At 68.4% G+C, this 16331-nt stretch carries 13 protein-coding genes; 9 read left to right on the forward strand and 4 right to left on the reverse strand.

Going from position 1 to position 16331, the window contains the following annotated elements:
• The first annotated feature begins 46 nt into the window (after positions 1 to 46).
• Together JHL17_RS03130 and JHL17_RS03135 are read left to right on the forward strand one after the other, a co-directional pair.
• Positions 47 to 1063, forward strand: a complete 1017-nt coding sequence (locus JHL17_RS03130) for a fumarylacetoacetate hydrolase family protein (protein WP_200190594.1) — start codon at positions 47 to 49, stop codon at positions 1061 to 1063.
• A gap of 296 nt (positions 1064 to 1359) precedes the next feature.
• A complete protein-coding gene (locus JHL17_RS03135; RefSeq protein WP_200190595.1) occupies positions 1360 to 3444 on the forward strand; it encodes a methyl-accepting chemotaxis protein in 2085 nt (694 codons plus the stop codon).
• A gap of 15 nt (positions 3445 to 3459) precedes the next feature.
• Here JHL17_RS03135 and JHL17_RS03140 read toward each other — a convergent pair whose 3' ends face one another.
• The 4 genes from JHL17_RS03140 to paaX all read right to left on the reverse strand — a co-directional run bounded on the left by JHL17_RS03140 (position 3460) and on the right by paaX (position 7555).
• Positions 3460 to 4512, reverse strand: coding sequence for a 2Fe-2S iron-sulfur cluster-binding protein (locus JHL17_RS03140; RefSeq protein ID WP_200190596.1), 1053 nt, complete (start codon positions 4510 to 4512; stop codon positions 3460 to 3462).
• A gap of 220 nt (positions 4513 to 4732) precedes the next feature.
• Positions 4733 to 5761, reverse strand: coding sequence for a hypothetical protein (locus tag JHL17_RS03145; protein WP_200190597.1), 1029 nt, complete (start codon positions 5759 to 5761; stop codon positions 4733 to 4735).
• Between the two features lie 252 nt (positions 5762 to 6013).
• Positions 6014 to 6499 carry a BLUF domain-containing protein gene (locus JHL17_RS03150; protein ID WP_200190598.1) on the reverse strand — a complete coding sequence of 162 codons (486 nt, stop codon included), beginning with the start codon at positions 6497 to 6499 and terminating at the stop codon, positions 6014 to 6016.
• A gap of 111 nt (positions 6500 to 6610) precedes the next feature.
• On the reverse strand, positions 6611 to 7555 hold the full coding sequence (gene paaX / locus JHL17_RS03155; RefSeq protein ID WP_200190599.1) for a phenylacetic acid degradation operon negative regulatory protein PaaX: 945 nt from the start codon (positions 7553 to 7555) through the stop codon (positions 6611 to 6613).
• Between the two features lie 434 nt (positions 7556 to 7989).
• Between paaX and JHL17_RS03160 the strand changes: the two genes are divergently transcribed.
• The 7 genes from JHL17_RS03160 to JHL17_RS03190 all read left to right on the forward strand — a co-directional run bounded on the left by JHL17_RS03160 (position 7990) and on the right by JHL17_RS03190 (position 16228).
• Positions 7990 to 9165 carry an ABC transporter substrate-binding protein gene (locus JHL17_RS03160; protein WP_200190664.1) on the forward strand — a complete coding sequence of 392 codons (1176 nt, stop codon included), beginning with the start codon at positions 7990 to 7992 and terminating at the stop codon, positions 9163 to 9165.
• 250 nt (positions 9166 to 9415) lie between these two features.
• The gene (locus JHL17_RS03165; protein ID WP_200190600.1) at positions 9416 to 10291 is read left to right on the forward strand and encodes a branched-chain amino acid ABC transporter permease; all 876 of its coding nucleotides are present in this window, start codon (positions 9416 to 9418) and stop codon (positions 10289 to 10291) included.
• 14 nt (positions 10292 to 10305) lie between these two features.
• Positions 10306 to 11253, forward strand: coding sequence for a branched-chain amino acid ABC transporter permease (locus tag JHL17_RS03170; protein WP_200190601.1), 948 nt, complete (start codon positions 10306 to 10308; stop codon positions 11251 to 11253).
• Positions 11250 to 12074, forward strand: a complete 825-nt coding sequence (locus JHL17_RS03175; RefSeq protein ID WP_211113293.1) for an ABC transporter ATP-binding protein — start codon at positions 11250 to 11252, stop codon at positions 12072 to 12074. The genes JHL17_RS03170 and JHL17_RS03175 overlap by 4 nt, the downstream gene beginning before the upstream one ends.
• 14 nt (positions 12075 to 12088) lie before the next feature.
• A complete protein-coding gene (locus JHL17_RS03180; protein WP_109048004.1) occupies positions 12089 to 12793 on the forward strand; it encodes an ABC transporter ATP-binding protein in 705 nt (234 codons plus the stop codon).
• Between the two features lie 30 nt (positions 12794 to 12823).
• Complete coding sequence (gene maiA, locus JHL17_RS03185) at positions 12824 to 13474, forward strand: maleylacetoacetate isomerase (RefSeq protein WP_200190602.1); 651 nt, start codon at positions 12824 to 12826, stop codon at positions 13472 to 13474.
• Positions 13475 to 13633: 159 nt separating this feature from the next.
• On the forward strand, positions 13634 to 16228 hold the full coding sequence (locus JHL17_RS03190; protein ID WP_200190603.1) for a hybrid sensor histidine kinase/response regulator: 2595 nt from the start codon (positions 13634 to 13636) through the stop codon (positions 16226 to 16228).
• Positions 16229 to 16331: the final 103 nt, after the last annotated feature.

Here is a 16331-nt window from a genome sequence, read left to right on the forward strand (position 1 = left end):
GCCATAAGGTCGCCGGACGCCGAATTCTGAGGAAGGGAAGAGACCAATGAAGTTGGCAAGTTTGAAGGCGGGCGGGCGCGACGGCACCCTCGTGGTGGTCTCGCGCGACCTGACCCGCGCCACCCCGGTGCCGGAGATCGCCCGCAGCCTGCAGGCGGCGCTCGACGACTGGACGGCGCTGGCGCCGAAGCTGGAGGAAGCCTATCGCGCGCTGAACGCCGATCCGGCAGCCGGCCGGCCCTTCGACCCGGCCGAGGCCGCCTCGCCGCTGCCGCGCGCCTACCAATGGGCGGACGGGTCGGCCTACGTCAACCATGTGGAGCTGGTGCGCAAGGCGCGCGGGGCGGAGATGCCGCCCAGCTTCTGGACCGATCCGCTGATGTATCAGGGCTGTTCCGACGGCTTCCTGGCGCCGACCGACCCGATCCCGGCGGCGACCGAGGCCTGGGGCATCGATTTCGAGGCGGAGATCGCCGTCGTCACCGGCGACGTGCCGATGGGTGTTTCGGCCGAGGCGGCACGCGGGCACATCCGGCTGCTGATGCTGGTCAACGACATCAGCTTGCGCAACCTGATCCCGGCGGAGCTGGGCAAGGGATTCGGCTTCTTCCAGTCCAAGCCGGCCTCCAGCTTCTCCCCCGTCGCGGTGACGCCGGACGAGCTGGGCGATTCCTGGGACGGCGGCAAGCTGCACCGGCCGCTGGTGACGACGCTGAACGGCCAGCCCTTCGGCAAGCCGGATGCCGGGGTCGACATGACCTTCGACTTCCCGACGCTGATCGCCCATGCCGCCAAGACCCGCCATCTGGCGGCCGGCAGCATCGTCGGGTCGGGCACGGTGTCGAACAAGCTGGATGGCGGCCCCGGCAAGCCGGTCGCGGCCGGCGGTGTCGGCTACAGCTGCCTGGCCGAGCTGCGGATGATCGAGACCATCGAGCATGGCGCGCCGAAGACCCCCTTCCTGGGCTTCGGCGACCGCGTACGGATCGAGCTGTTCGACGCGGCCGGCGCCAGCGTGTTCGGCGCCATCGACCAGCAGGTGGTGCGGTACGACGGGCCTTAGGCACGGCGTGCGGACTGGAGAGTCAGCGCATTTTCGGTTGTGAGGCGGGCGCCGGTGGAGGTGTTTCTGCATCCCAGGCGCCTTTTTCGCGGTTGCAGCAAGATCAATCCGACGGCCGGCGTGACATGGCCGGCCGGTCCGGAAGCGGATTCCGGGTTGAAACATCTGCCGTGCAGTCCCGGAAATGACGTGCCTTCCGATCGTTATCGATTATATGGTGCCGCCTCTTCCCCCTATTTGGTACCGCCTTCGCGTTCGGTTCCGGACATTTGGCGGACTGGACGAAGGTGCGCGGCATGAAGGCTCGGTTCAGGACGAAGATCATCATCGGCGTGGCGGCGGTGCTGGCGGCGGGAGCCGCCGCGGTGACGGCGGTGTCGCTCACCCTGTCGCGCGACGCCGGGCACAAGGCCGCCCTGACCTTGGCCGCCGAGATGGCGGACCGCCATGGCGCGCGGGTTGCCGCCGATCTGTCCGCCGCCCTGGACGCCGCCCGCGCCGCGGCTGCGCTGGTCGAGGTGGAGCGGTCCACCGGGACCCCGCGTCGCGAAACGGTGAACCGCTACCTGCGCCGCGTGGCGGAGGCCAATCCGCTCTATGCCGGGGTGTGGGTCGACATGGCCGACGACGGCTTCGACGGCCGGGACGCGGCGCTTGCCGGCCAGGACCGCTCCGCCGAGATCCTCGGCCTGCCCGGGACCGGACGGATGAGCCTGCTGTGGCTGCCGGGCGAGAAGGGCGTGCATGCCGACGACAGCGACGGCTATCCGTTCTCGGACGTGCAGGAGAAGGAGTATTACAAGGCGGCTGCCGCGGCACGGAAGCCGGTGTTGACCGAACCCTATCTCGACGACTTCACCAAGCGCCTCATGACCAGCGCCGCCGCGCCGGTGCTGGATGGGGCGTCGGGCGGCGGTCGGGTGATCGGCGTCGCCGGGGTCGACATGGCGCTGACCGGCCTGACCGATCTGGTCCGCTCGGTGAGGCCCTACGGCGACGGCTTCGCCGCGGTGCTGACCGGGTCCGGCCTCTATGTCGCCCATCCCGACAACGGCAAGCTGTCGAAGACCGCCGACGACCTGCCGGAGGCGGCCCGCCGCGCCGTCGCCGAGGGCCGCGCGTTCGACGGCATCGTCACGCTTGCCGGCGCGCCGCATTACCTGCGGCTGGCGCCGGTGCGCTTCTCCGGTGCGGCCGGCGCCTGGTCCTTCATGGTGGCGGCGCCGCAATCCAGCGTGATGGCCGACGCCAACCGGCTGACCCTGCTGACCGTGCTGGTCAGCCTGGGTTGCGTCGCGCTGGGGTGCCTGGTGGCCTGGAGGGTCGGCGACGGCATCGCCCGGCCGGTCGCCGCCGTCACCGCCGCCATGGACCGGCTGGCGGCCGGCGATCTCGACGTGGCGGTGCCGGGCGCCAGGCGCGACGACGAGGCCGGCGGCATGGCCCGCGCCGTCGAGGTGTTCAAGCAAGGGTTGGTCCGCGCGGCCGAACTCGACCGCCAGCAGAAGGCCGACTGGCAGGCCAAGGAAGCCCGCGCCGCGGCGTTGTCGGACTTGCAGAAGGGGTTCGAGGTCCGCGTCGGCGGCCTGACCGGAGCGCTGGCTTCGTCCGCCCAGCAGCTCGAAGCGACCGCCCGCGCCCTGACCGGCATCGCCGACCAGAGCCTCGGCCGGTCGGAGCAGGTGGCTGCCTCCGCCAGCGCCGCCGCCGACAATGTGCAGACCGCTGCCGTGGCGACGGAGGAACTGTCGGCCTCGGTCCAGGACATCGGCCGTCAGGTCGGCGAGTCCGCCCGCATCGCCGACGCGGCGGTGTCCGACGTCAAGCGGGCCGACGATGCCGTCTCGGCGCTGGCGGAGAGCGCCGAGCGGATCGGCGCGGTGGTCGGGCTGATCAACGACATCGCCGGCCAGACCAACCTGCTGGCGCTGAACGCCACCATCGAGGCGGCCCGTGCGGGAGAGGCCGGCAAGGGCTTCGCCGTGGTGGCAGGCGAGGTGAAGAGCCTCGCCAACCAGACCGCCAAGGCGACCGAGGACATCGTCGGCCAGATCAAGGGCATCCGCGACGCGACGCAGGAGGCGGTGACCGCCGTCCATGGCATCAGCGAAACCATCGCCCAGGTCAGCCGCATCGCCTCGGGGATCGCCGCGGCGGTCGACCAGCAGGCGGCGGCGACCCAGGAGATCGCCCGCAGCGTGATCCAGGCCGCCGACGGGGCGCAGGAGGTCAGCGGCGGCATGGGCAACATCCGGGCGGGCGCCGGCGAGACCGGGGCGGCGGCCGACCAACTGCTCGCCGCCGCCGCCGCGCTTGCCGGCCAGTCGAAGGATTTGACCCGCGAGATCGACGGCTTCATCGCCGGAGTCCGCAAGGCATGAGGATCGTCTTCCGCCTTACCCCACGCTCATGAGCCGGTCGGCCGGCAGCGCTTCAGGGATGTGTTGGGAGACGTAGCCTTCGCTGTGGATTTGGTCGTCCCTGGCGCCCAGCGCGCGGGCGGCGACGACGCAGGCCTCGACGAAGGCGGGACTGCCGGCGGTGAAGACGGCATGGCCGGACAAATCGGGGAACAGGCCGGGCAGGATGGCCGGGATGCGGCCCTTCAAGTGGTTGGGGGCTTCTTCCCGCGTCAGGGTCACCTTGACCTTGAAGTTGCGGTATTTGGCCTGCCAGTAGCCCAGCAGTCCTTGCTCATAGACATCGGCCGTCGCGCAGGCGGAGACCAGCAGCGTCACCGGCGGTCGGTAGCCGCGGCGCAGCGCCGCGTCGGTCAGCGCCAAAATGGGAGCGAGGCCGGAGCCGGCCGCCATGCACAGCACCGGGCTGTCGACCGACGGGTCGCCGATGAAGGTGCCATAGGGGCCGGACAGCTTCACCATGTCGCCGACCGCGAGCCGGTCGTGGATCCAGCTGCTGGTCTGGCCGCCGTCGACCCGGGTGACCTGCAGCACGATCTCGCCGTCCGGACGGGGCGCGTTGGCGATGGAATAGCAGCGCGGCGGGGCACCGGCCGCGGCGTCGCCCAGCATCACATACTGGCCAGGCCAGTAGCGCAGCGGCTGGCCCAGCGGGCGCAGCCGCAGCTCGACGATGCGCGGCGTGCGCGGGATGCGGTCGGTGACGATGAACAGCACGTTCTCGCGCGGCGGGAACAGCTTGGGCTGGGCGTCGGCGGTGCCGTATTCGATCACCAGCTCGTCGGAGATCGGCTTGGCCATGCACATCAGGCCATAGCCGTCCTTCCGCTCGTCCCGCGACAGCGCCATGTCCAGCACCATGCCCTGGTCGAACTGGCCGCTCAGCACCTTGACCTTGCATTCGCCGCAGGCGCCGGCACGGCAGTTGTTGGGCAGGGCGTAGCCGGCCTGTTCCAGCGCCGACAGGACGGTCTCGCCGTCGCGGCACTCGACCGTGCGGCCGGAGGGGTGGAGGCGGATGCGGCTCACCGGGAGAATCCTTGGGCTATTCTCAGAGAGACTCCTGCCCCCACCCCGACCCTCCCCCGCAGGGCGGGGGAGGGAGCAAGTGCTTGTGCCGGGAAGCGGCGGCAGTTCCCTCCCCTGCAAAGCTCTCGCACAAAGCTTCGCTTTGTGCTGACGCGGCAGGCGGACCGTAGGTCCGCTGAGAGCGGGGGAGGGTTAGGGTGGGGGCAGTGGGACCAGCGCCTCAGAACACCGGAATGATCTCGTCCATGTCGACGTCGCGGACTTCCTCGCCGGTGATGCCGACTTCGGGGATCGCCGGGAACGGGATGGCATAGCGGTCCAGCACGCCCTTGAGGTTCAGCATGGCGTTGCGCCAGTTCTCCTTCTTCGCCTCGTAATCCGGGATGTGGAAGCCGGCGTTGCGGGCGACGGCCTCGGCCTCGCGCTGGGTGGCGATGAAGTCGTCGGGCAGGTCCCAGAACTGGGGCGGCGGCTCGAACAGGACGGCGGACAGGAACAGGTAGCCGGCACGGATCTGCTTGGTGATGACCGAGCGGTCCTCCACCGCCAGATGGGGATAGTCGCGCTCCATCACCGACAGGCAGATCGCCATGTGGCGGCCCTCGTCGCGTCCGATGTTGCGGAAGGCCTCCTTGAACACCGGCTCGCTGCAGCCGGCCGCCATCTGGTGGAAGATGGTCGCCGCCGCGATCTCGCCCATCAGGAAGGAACTGAACAGAACGGCCAGCGAGTATTTCGGAACGGCCTTCTTGTAGCCGTCCCAATAGCGCCCGCCATTGTAGTAGAGCCAATGGGCGTTCTTCTGCAGCCGGCGGCCGAGATCGGTCCGCGGCTCGTAGGTCAGCGGGCTTGTCGCCTCCAGCAGTTTGGTGATGGCCAGCCCGCACATCTGCTCGTGGTTCTGCTCGTCGCGGGTGACGGAGAAGAAGCAGCGGCGGACCGGGTCCTCCTCATGCACCTCGTAGGTCTTGATCAGCGCATGGGCGAAGACCGGCGGGGCGGAGGCGTCGAACACCGACAGGATGGTCCACCAATAGGCGATGGCCTCCCTCTCCTCCCACGAATAGCGGGATACGTCGAAGCTGTCCCAGGGCAGCTTGGCCGGGTCCCAGGTCTCGCGCTGGGCGGCGGCGTAGACCTCTTCCAGCTTCCTGGTCTGCGACACCCAGGACAGCGGGTAGACGTTCGGCTGCGGCGTGGCCGGGGGCAGGTCCATCGTGTTGGCGATGGGGGTGTAGTCCTTGGACATGGGGGCGTTTCCTCCGGGGCATTTCGGCGGGCGCTCACATTCCCATCGGCGCCCTGTGGGCTTTATATGACACAGAAAGATCGCAAAAACAATTATGAGTGTATCACATCATCCTGCGATGTTTTCATCGGCAACCGATTGTTTCAAAATGGAAAGCACGCGAATTCAGCGAATTGATCCAGATCAATTCGTTCCCATGACAGGTAAAATCCGTAGAAACGGTATCGAAATTCCCGGGTTCCCGGGCGCCGTTCAGATCGGCGCGAGGGCGGGAATGTTGCCGCGGACCATGTCGTGGGCGGCGGGGTCGACATCGGCGACGATGCAGGCGTGCATGTAGGCGCGGCCCAGCACATCGCGCGCGAAGCCGACCCCCTGCGACCGTTGCCGGAATTCTTCGCTCCGCATCGGCGTGCCGAAGATCGCCTGCCAGAAAGTGGGCGTGTCGAGCGGGCCGAAATTCATCGCCCAGAAGCCGAATTCGGGCGGCCCGTCCGAGGTTTCGCGCCGCAGCAGCGTCACGTTGCGATGGCGTGGATCGTCGACGATGCGGGCGAACAGCCGATCAACCCTGTCCGGATCGCCTTCCAGAACCTGAAGGAAGATGCCGTCGAGCTCCACCAGAAAGCCGGTGATGCCCCGTTCACAGTTGCTGCGGGCGCTGAACAGGCAGATATCCGCAAGCGCACTGTAAGGAAGCCGGTCGATGGCCTCGCTGCGGTAGACGATGGTCAGCATCGACGGCATTCCAGCTTTCGGTCGATCAAAAAGGGTCGACTCTATCCTATCGTGATTCCCATCCCGGTCGTCGGACAAAGTTTCGGCTTACGCCCCGATCCCCGCCGATATTCAGCCGGCGGTGACGCTCTCTAGACCGCCGAACCGGCCGAGGAAGGAGGGCTGGGCATCGGGCAAGGGGCCGTTGGCGGTGGTCGCCGCCTGCATCAGGAAGGATTCCGACGGGCCGGCCAAGCGGCGGTAGAGGTTGCGCGTCAGCATCCGTGATTCCTGGCCCGGCCAGTCCGCTGGCAGCAGGTCGGGCGGCAGCATCGGGTCGCGCAGCAGGATGCGGCGGAAATCGTGGATCATCAGGGTCCGCAGGACGAAAGAGGCGGCCGGGTCCGGCGCCTCGGCGCCGTCGACCGCCGCCCAGACCGGACGGAAGTGATCCAGGAACGCCGCATAGTCGTGCTCGAGCTGATCGATGTCCCAACAGCCGCGCACCAGGTCGCGCAGGGCGCCGAACCCTTCCGCCCGGTCCAGGCTGGCCTTCATGTGGACGATCTTGTCCGCTACGCCCAGTTCCGCCAGCGAGCGGTGCATCGCCGCCTCGTCACAGTTGGGGTGGGCGTAGACGGTGGCGGATGCGGCGCCGAAGCCCTGCCAGGTCAATTCCCGTCGCAGGGCGTCGCGCGTCTCCGCGTCCAGCGCGTTGGGCGGCACCATCAGCAGGTCCCAGCCGCGGTCCCATTCGCGGGCCAGCGGCGCGTAGATCCGCCGCTCCGCCGCGGCGAAACGTTCCTTCCCGCTTTCGGTGATCCGATAGAAGCTGCGCCGGCCGATCTGGGTGTTGGTCAGCCAGTCGTCCTTGCACAGACGGAAGACCGAGGTCCGAATGATCCGCTCGCTCATTCCGAACCGGTCCATCAGCTCGATCAGGCTGCCCAGCCACAGCGAGCCGCCATGCGGCAGCACCGCGTCGCCATAGACGGTGATGATGAGCGACTTCGCCCGTGGCGCGATCGTCTCGATCAGCTGGGCGGCCAGGTCTTCGGGGCGGCGCGGGCGAGCCATGCGGTGGGGGCGTCCTTATCGATGCGGCGTGCGATACGGGTTGGGCGGATCAGGGCGGGGTGACGGAGTTGTATACGAAACACGGCACCGGTTGGGCCAGCGCCACGACAGCGCGGGCGAACCGATCGGCGGCCGATAGGAGGCGATCCGGACTTTCCGTTTGACAATCAATAATGTGATACACTAGCCTTTCATGGAATGGCAAATTTGTGTCATGAAAAGAAATGGCGTGGTCCGACGCGAAGGCGGAGGGAGCGTAAAAGCAAAAGATGGTTCCCGGTAACATCCGCAATCCGATTGTGGTTTCGGTGCCCGAGTTTTTGCTTCTGAAATCATTTCGTTTGAAACATTATGTGAAGCAAATCGTCCCGCCGCGCCGGGATCGGGTTGCCGCCCGGTCCGGTGACAAGGGGGGGAGCACTTGGGAGGGCATGATGCGCAAACGCCTGCTAGCCACCATCGCAGTCACCGCCGTAACCGCCGTAACCGCCCTGACCGCGGTGTCCGGCCTGATGTCCGGAGCCGCGCAGGCCGCGGACCCGATCAAGGTCGGCGCCATCGTCTCGGCCACCGGCCCGGCCTCCTTCCTCGGCGATCCGGAGAAGAAGGTGCTGGAGCTGTATGCCGACCGCATCAACAAGGCGGGCGGCGTCGACGGACGTCCGCTGCAGCTGACCATCTATGACGACGGCGGGGCGGCCGACAAGGCGGCCTCCTTCACCAAGCGCCTGATCGAAAGCGACGGCGTCGACGTGATCGTCGGCGGCACCACCACCGCGGCGACCATGGCGGCGGTGCCGCTGGTGGAGCGGGCGGGCGTCCCCTTCATCTCGCTGGCCGGCGCGGTGGTGATCGTCGAGCCGGTGAAAAAGTGGGTGTTCAAGACGCCCCACACCGACCGCATGGCCGCGGAAAAGGTGATGGAGGACATGAAGAAGCGGGGCTTCACCAAGCTGGCGCTGCTGTCGGAGGATTCCGGCTTCGGCAAGTCGGGCCGCGACCAGACGCTGGCCGTCGCCAAGGAGCGCGGGATCGAGCTGGTCGCCGACGAGACCTATGGCGCCAAGGACACCGACGTCACCGCCCAGCTGACCAAGGTCAAGAACAACGCCGCGGCGCAGGCGGTGCTGGTGTTTGGTCTCGGCCAGGGGCCGGCGGTGGTGACCAAGAACTACCGCCAGCTCGGCATTTCGCTGCCGCTCTACCAGTCGCACGGCGTCGCGTCGAAGGAGTATATCCGGCTGGCCGGGGGTGCCGCCGAGGGGGTCCGCCTGCCGGCCGCCGGGCTGGTGGTCGCCGCCCAGCTGGCCGACAGCGACCCGCAGAAGAAGGTGGTGACCGAGTTCACCAAGGTCTACGAGGACAGCTTCAACTCGGAGGTCTCGACCTTCGCCGGCCATGCCTATGACGGGCTGATGATCGCGCTCGACGCGGTCAAGCGGGCCGGCGGCACCGACAAGGCCAAGCTGCGCGACGCCATCGAGCAGACCAAGGGCTATGTCGGCACCGGCGGCACCGTGACCATGAGCGCCAAGGACCACATGGGCCTGACGCTGGACGCCTTCCACATGGTGGAAGTGAAGCAGGGTGACTGGGCGCTGGTGAAGTGACGGGCGTGGCTCGGATCCCCTCTCCCCCGCTCACGCGCAAACTTCGTTTGCGCTGACGCGACAGGCGGACCTTCGGTCCGCCGAAAGCGGGGAGAGGGTTAGGGTGAGGGGGATGCACTGCGTGGAGTCACAAGGATTGTGACCCGCGATCATCTCCCCCAATCCACCCCATGCGTCCCCCTCACCCCGACCCTCTCCCCGGGGGGAGAGGGGGAGATGTGCGCGGGAGAGGAACATCAGGAACCCAACGATGTTCGCGGAACTGCTGCAATACCTGCTGTCGGGGCTGACCATCGGCGCGATCTATGCGCTGGCGGGGCTCGGCTTCTCGATCATCTACAACGCCAGCCACGTCATCAACTTCGCCCAGGGCGAGTTCATCATGATCGGCGGCATGGCGTCGGCGACCCTGACGGCGTCGGGCGTGCCGCTGCCGCTGGCGATCATGATCGGTTGCGGCGGCGCCATGCTGGTCGGCGTGCTAGTGGCGAAATTCGCGGTCGAACGCGCCCGCAACGCCTCCACCGTCACCCTGATTATCATCACCATCGGCGCCTCGATCTTCCTGCGCGGCATCGCGGAGCTGGTCTGGGGCAAGGATTTCAAGCGGCTGGACGCCTTCTCCGGCGAGACGCCGATCCAAATCCTGGGCGCCTCGATGCAGCCGCAGTCGCTGTGGGTGGTCGGTACCGCCGGCGTGCTGATCGTCGCCATCGGCCTGTTCTTCGCCAGGACGCTGACCGGCAAGGCGATCCTCGCCACCTCGCACAACCGGCTGGCCGCCCAGCTGGTCGGCATCGACGTGAAGCGGGTGGTGCTCGCCTCCTTCGCACTGTCGGCGGCGCTGGGCGCCATCGGCGGGGCGGTGGTGGCGCCGATCACCTTCTCCTACACCGAGATGGGCATCATGCTGGGGCTGAAGGGCTTCACCGCCGCGGTGCTGGGAGGCCTCGGCCACGGGCCGGGCGCGGTGGCCGGCGGGCTGATCGTCGGCATCGCCGAGGCGCTGGGCGCCGGCTACATCTCCTCGGCCTACAAGGATGCGGTGGCCTTCGTCATCATCCTCGCCGTCCTCCTCTTCATGCCGAACGGGCTGTTCGGCAAGCGCGGCACCGAACGGGTGTAAGGACCTCCAAGACGATGAACGCACTCCTGCACGGGCGCCTGACCGGGCTCCTGGCATTGGCCGCGGTGATCGCGGTCCTGCCGGCCTTCCTGCCCAACAACTTCTATCTCGACATCGCCATCCTGGCCGGCTTCAACGCCGTGGTCTGCGTCGGGCTGAACCTGCTGATCGGCTATGCCGGACAGATCAGCCTGGGGCATGCCGGCTTCTTCGGCATCGGCGCCTATGCGTCCGGCGTGCTGGTCGGCGTCTACGGCTGGCCGCCGGCGCTGGCGCTGCTGGCCGGCGCCGTCTTCGTCGGGCTGCTGGCTTTCCTGGTCGCCAAGCCGATCCTGCGGCTGAAGGGCCATTACCTCGCCATGGCGACGCTCGGCATCGGCATCATCGTGTCGATCGTGCTGCGCACCGAAAGCGGCCTGACCGGCGGTCCCGACGGCATGATGGTCGAGCCGTTCAAAATCTTCGGCGTCGAGCTATATGGCGAGAAGGTCTGGTACTGGGTGGTCGGCGTGCTGCTGGTCGGCGTGGTCTGGCTGTCCCTGAACCTGATCGACAGCCCGATGGGCCGGGCGCTGCGCGCCGTCCACGGGTCGGAGGTGGCGTCCGAGGTGGTCGGCGTCGACACCGCGCGCTTCAAGGTTCTGGTCTTCGTGCTGTCGGCGGTGTTCGCCAGCGTGGCCGGCAGCCTGTTCGCCCATTATGCCGGCCTGATCACCCCGGCCAAGGCCGACTTCTTCAAGTCGATCGAGCTGGTGACCATGGTGGTGTTTGGCGGCATGGCCTCGACCTTCGGCGCCGTCGTCGGCGCGGTGGTGCTGACCTTGCTGCCGCAGGCGCTGACGGTCTTCCAGGATTACCAGCAGATCGTGCTGGGCGGCATCCTGATGGCGACGATGGTGTTCATGCCGAAGGGGCTGCTTCCCACCCTGGCGGCTCTGCTCCCGGCGCGGAGGCGGGCATGAAGATGCTGGCGACACCCGATCTTGTTCCCGATACCAGCGGGCAGGTCCGCCGTGTCGGCCCGCCGATCCTGAAGGTGGAGCATCTCAGCCGCGAATTCGGCGGCGTGCTCGCCATCGGCGATCTCAGCTTCACCATCGCCGCCGGCGACATCCATTCGATCATCGGGCCGAACGGGGCGGGCAAGACCACGCTGTTCAACCTGGTGACCGGCGTCTACAAGCCGTCGGGCGGCCGGGTGCTGTTCGACGGGGCCGACGTGTCGGGGATGGCGCCCTACCGGCTGGCGGCCCGCGGCATGTCGCGCACCTTCCAGAACCTGCAGATCTTCTTCAACATGACGGCGCTGGAGAACGTCATGGTGGGGCGGCACCTGCATCTGGACACCCGGCTGCTGCCGGCGCTGTTCCGCTTCCCCTCGCTGGTGCGCAAGGATCGCGAGGCGCGCGACCGGGCGGTACGGCTGATGACCGAGGTCGGGCTGGAGAAATACATCGATGCCGACGCCGCCTCCATGCCCTACGGCGCGCTGAAACGGCTGGAGATCGCCCGCGCGCTGGCGTCGGAGCCGAAGCTCTTGCTGCTGGACGAGCCGGCGGCCGGCCTGAACGCCACCGAGAGCCGCGAGATCGACGAGGTGATCAAGACCGTCGCGGCGACCGGCGTCACCATCGTCCTGGTGGAACACGACATGAAGATGGTGATGGGCATTTCGCACCGGATCACCGCGCTGAACCAGGGCCGCATGCTGGCCGAAGGCACGCCGCAGGAGGTGGCGGCCAACGCCGACGTCATCGCCGCCTATCTCGGTGCGGCGCCGTAAAGGAGGGAGCCCCCATGCTTCTGGAGATCGAGGGCCTCAACAGCCATTACGGCCGCATCCATGCGCTGAAATCGGCCAGCCTGACCGTGCGGGAGGGCGAGCTGGTGGCGCTGGTCGGCGCCAACGGCGCCGGCAAGACGACGCTGCTGCGCACCCTGTCCGGCGTCCACCCCGCCAGCAGCGGGCGCATCACCTTCGACGGCTGCGACATCACCCGGATGAAGGCGTCGCGCCGGGTGGCGGAAGGCGTGGTGCAGGTGCCGGAGGGCCGGCAGCTGTTCGGCCCGCAGAGCGTGGAGGACAACCTCCGCCTCGGCGCCTACCGTCGCGGCAGCGGCAAGCCGGACGACGACATCGACCGCCTCTACGAGATGTTCCCGGTGCTGAAGGTCAAGCGCGACCAGCCCGCCGGCACCCTGTCGGGCGGCCAGCAGCAGATCGTGGCGCTGGGCCGCGCGCTGATGGCGAAGCCGCGCCTGCTGCTGCTCGACGAGCCCAGCATGGGGCTGGCGCCGCTGCTGGTGGCGGAAATCTTCGATGCGGTGCAGCGGCTGAAGCGCGAGGGCACGACGATCCTGCTGGTGGAGCAGAATGCCCATGCGGCGCTCGCCATCGCCGACCGCGGCTATGTGATCGAAACCGGCGAGATCGTGTTGAGCGACAGCGGCGCCGCCCTGTTGAGCAACGAGCGGGTACGGCAGGCCTATCTCGGGCTGTGACGTGCCATCAACCTGACGGACGGGTGCCTCGTGAAACTCCACACCTACTTCCGCTCCTCCGCCGCCTACCGGGTGCGCATCGCGCTCAACCTCAAGGGGCTGGCGCCGGACCAGGCCTTCGTCCATCTGCGCAAGGGCGAGCAGTCCAAGCCGCCCTTCGCCGACCTCAACCCGGAACACCTGGTGCCGGCGCTGGAGGTCGACGGGCCGGAGGGGCACCATGTGCTGACCCAATCCGTCGCCATCATCGAGTATCTGGACGAAATCCATCCGACCCCGGCGCTGCTGCCGGCCGACGCGCTGGGCCGGGCGCGGGTGCGGGCGTTGGCGCTGGCGGTGGCCTGCGACATCCACCCGCTGGACAATCTGCGGGTGCTGAAGCACCTGAAGGGCATGGGACACGGCCAGGAGGAGGTCGACGGCTGGTACCGGCACTGGGTCGCCGTCGGACTGGCGGCGCTGGAGGCGCAGCTTGCCGGCGATCGGCGCACCGGGCGCTTCTGCCATGGCGACCAACCCGGTCTGGCCGACGTCCTGCTGGTGCCGCAGATGTTCAACGCCCGCCGGATGGGCTGCCCGCTGGAGGACTATCCCACCCTGCTGCGCATCGACGCCGCCTGCGCCGGCCTGCCGGCCTTCGCCGCCGCCGCTCCGGACCGACAGCCCGACGCGGAGGCGTGACTCCCACCGCAGGGCGGCGCGGCATGCCCCCCTTTTGTCCCGGTCAGGTCACACTCCTCCCGTTGGTGTTAGCGGTTTCGCGACACCCTTCCGTGGTATAGAGGTAAGCGGGAATCGGACGGGGACGACAGCCGGGCGATGTTGGGCAACTTTTCCTCGATGGCGTACGACCTTGCCGAGAACATCGCGGCGAGCGCCTTCGTCGTCCTCGCCTATACCTTCCTGATCCGCCGGTCCGACGGGTGGCGCCTCATCACCCGCGAGATCGTCTTCGGCGCGGTGATGGCGCTGACCGCCATCTTCTCGATGATCCATCCGATCCATATCGGGCCGGGCATGTTCATCGACGCGCGGATCCCTCTGATCGGGCTGAGCGCCCTGTTCGGCGGTCCGCTGTCCGCCGCGATCACCGCCGCGACGGTCGCCGGCTACCGCATCTTCCTGGGCGGGGTGGGGACGGAGGCGGGCGTCGCCAGCGCGCTGCTGTCCTTCCTGACCGGGCTCGGCTTCGCCGCCTGGGTGAAGCGGCGCAAGGTGGAACTCGGCATCGTGCCGCTGCTGGCCTTCGGGCTGCTGCTGACGCTGGTGTCGACCTCCACCCTGCTGCTGCTGCCGACCCTGGAGATGGCGCTGCGGATCGGCCTGCTCACCGCTCCGCCGCTGCTGACCATCGTCCCGTTCGGCACCCTGTTCCTGGGCGGCCTGCTGCTGCGCGAGCAGCGCCACCACGATGCCGAGCAACGGCTGGGCGAGAGCGAGGCGCGGTACCGCCTGCTGGCCGACAACGCCACCGACATGATCCTGGAGATGAACGCCGACGGGGCGGTACGCTACCTGTCGCCATCGGTGCGCGACATCCTGGGCCACGACCCGGCGGAGGTCGTCGGCCGCGCCCCGGCCGACCTGCTGCATCCCGACGATCTGGAGAAGGCATCGCAGGCCTTCGCGCAGATGCGGCCGGGATCCTACCCGGTCACCTTCACCCACCGGCTGCGTCACCGCGACGGGCATTACCTGTGGGTCGAGTCGAGCATGCGTCCGACGGTGGGGGCCGACGGCGGGTTCGTGGTGGTCGGCGTCGTCCGCGACGTGACCGAACGCAAGCGCGACGAGGAGGAATTGTCCGCCGCCCGGGCCGAGGCGGAAGCGGCCAACCGCGTGAAGTCGGAATTCCTCGCCTCGATGAGCCACGAGATCCGCACACCGCTGAACGGGGTCATCGGCTTCGCCGATCTGCTGCTGGGCACCGATCTGTCGGCGGAGCAGCGCCAGTATGTGGCGCTCCAGCGCGAGGCCGGGCGCGGGCTGCTGGCGATCATCGGCGACATCCTGGATTATTCGAAGATCGAGGCCGGCAAGCTGGAGTTGGAGGAACGCGCCTTCGACCTGCACCGGCTGCTGCGCGACTGCCGCGACCTGATGAGCAACGCCGCCTCGCAGAAGGGGTTGCTGCTGCAGCTGTCGCTGGGCAGCACCGTGCCGCGCTTCGTCCGCGGCGACGAGGCGCGCATCCGCCAGATCCTGCTGAACCTCGTCGGCAACGCGGTGAAGTTCACCGAACGCGGGTCGGTGCTGCTGTCGGTCGGGCTTCTGTCGGATGGGGAAGACGGCGGTGGGGAAGGGGCGTCCGCCCTGCTGCGCTTCTCCGTCAGCGACACCGGCCCCGGCATCCCGGCGGCCGATCAGGCCAACCTGTTCCAGCGCTTCAGCCAGGGCGACCGCTCCACCACCCGGCGCTATGGCGGCACCGGGCTCGGTCTCATCATTTCCAAGCAGCTGTCGGAGCTGATGAGCGGGCAGATCGGCGTCCAGAGCAGCCCCGGCATCGGCAGCACCTTCTGGTTCGAGCTGCCGCTGCCGGTCGCCGCGGATCCCGGATTGGCCGCCGAGCGCAGGCAGACCGCCGCGACGCGCAGCGCCCGCATCCTGCTGGCCGAGGACGTGCCGATGAACCAGATCGTCACCTCCTCCATCCTCTGCAAGGCCGGTCACACGGTCGAGGTGGCGGAGGACGGCGCGCTGGCGGTGGAGGCGATGCGCAAGGGCGAGTTCGACCTCGTCCTGATGGACATGCAGATGCCGCGGATGGACGGCCTGCAGGCGACTGCGGCGATCCGTCGGCTTGGCGGGCGGCGGGGAGACGTGCCGATCATCGCGCTGACCGCCAACGCACTGACCGATCAGCTGCAGCTTTGCCTGGACGTCGGCATGAACGACCATGTGACCAAACCGATCGAGCGCGACACGCTGCTGTCCGCGGTCGACCGCTGGCTCGACGTCAAGCCCGACGCCGGGGCGGAGACGAAGTCCGGTGCCGGGATCGGCGCCGGGCTGCCCGACGATGGCGTGGAAGAGGCGGCGGTCCTGGCCGGCCTGGCTCCGGTGTCGGACTGCGCGCCGGTGCTGAACCGCGCCACGCTGGACACGCTGGCCGAGACGCTGGGCGCCGATGTGTTGCCCCGCTTCGTCAACGACACGCTGAGCGAACTGATGCTGCGGGCCGACCGCATCGGCGAGGCGGATTCGTTGAAGACGGCCGCGGCCGACGCCCATGCCATGGTGTCGCTGGCCGGCAATGTCGGGTTGCTGGAACTGTCGCGCACCGCCCGCAAGCTGCAGCATGCCTGCGAGCAGCAGCATCCGGATGTCCCCACGCTGAAAGCCCAACTTCGCGATGCCGTCGCCCGCGCCTGTGCGGCGCTTCAGGCGGCGTTGCCCATCCTCGGCGTGGCGGTGGTGACGGCGGGGCGCTGATACCGGATTCGGAAAATTCTGACTTTTCGAACCCGGTATCGCCCGCGACTGCGGGCGCGCGCCGCTAGGCGCGAAGCCTGCGTGGCGTATGAACGCAGCGGTC

This window comes from Azospirillum endophyticum (assembly GCF_016595245.1).
GTDB lineage: Bacteria > Pseudomonadota > Alphaproteobacteria > Azospirillales > Azospirillaceae > Azospirillum > Azospirillum endophyticum.

What these genes read in the sequence shown, in the direction of transcription:
- JHL17_RS03145 (WP_200190597.1), bottom strand. Translation starts at nt 5,761, where the DNA reads ATGTCCAAGGACTACACCCCCATCGCCAACACGATGGACCTGCCCCCG.
- JHL17_RS03135 (WP_200190595.1), top strand. Translation starts at nt 1,360, where the DNA reads ATGAAGGCTCGGTTCAGGACGAAGATCATCATCGGCGTGGCGGCGGTG.
- JHL17_RS03165 (WP_200190600.1), top strand. Translation starts at nt 9,416, where the DNA reads ATGTTCGCGGAACTGCTGCAATACCTGCTGTCGGGGCTGACCATCGGC.
- JHL17_RS03160 (WP_200190664.1), top strand. Translation starts at nt 7,990, where the DNA reads ATGCGCAAACGCCTGCTAGCCACCATCGCAGTCACCGCCGTAACCGCC.
- paaX (WP_200190599.1), bottom strand. Translation starts at nt 7,555, where the DNA reads ATGGCTCGCCCGCGCCGCCCCGAAGACCTGGCCGCCCAGCTGATCGAG.
- JHL17_RS03170 (WP_200190601.1), top strand. Translation starts at nt 10,306, where the DNA reads ATGAACGCACTCCTGCACGGGCGCCTGACCGGGCTCCTGGCATTGGCC.
- JHL17_RS03190 (WP_200190603.1), top strand. Translation starts at nt 13,634, where the DNA reads ATGGCGTACGACCTTGCCGAGAACATCGCGGCGAGCGCCTTCGTCGTC.
- JHL17_RS03180 (WP_109048004.1), top strand. Translation starts at nt 12,089, where the DNA reads ATGCTTCTGGAGATCGAGGGCCTCAACAGCCATTACGGCCGCATCCAT.
- JHL17_RS03175 (WP_211113293.1), top strand. Translation starts at nt 11,250, where the DNA reads ATGAAGATGCTGGCGACACCCGATCTTGTTCCCGATACCAGCGGGCAG.
- JHL17_RS03130 (WP_200190594.1), top strand. Translation starts at nt 47, where the DNA reads ATGAAGTTGGCAAGTTTGAAGGCGGGCGGGCGCGACGGCACCCTCGTG.
- JHL17_RS03150 (WP_200190598.1), bottom strand. Translation starts at nt 6,499, where the DNA reads ATGCTGACCATCGTCTACCGCAGCGAGGCCATCGACCGGCTTCCTTAC.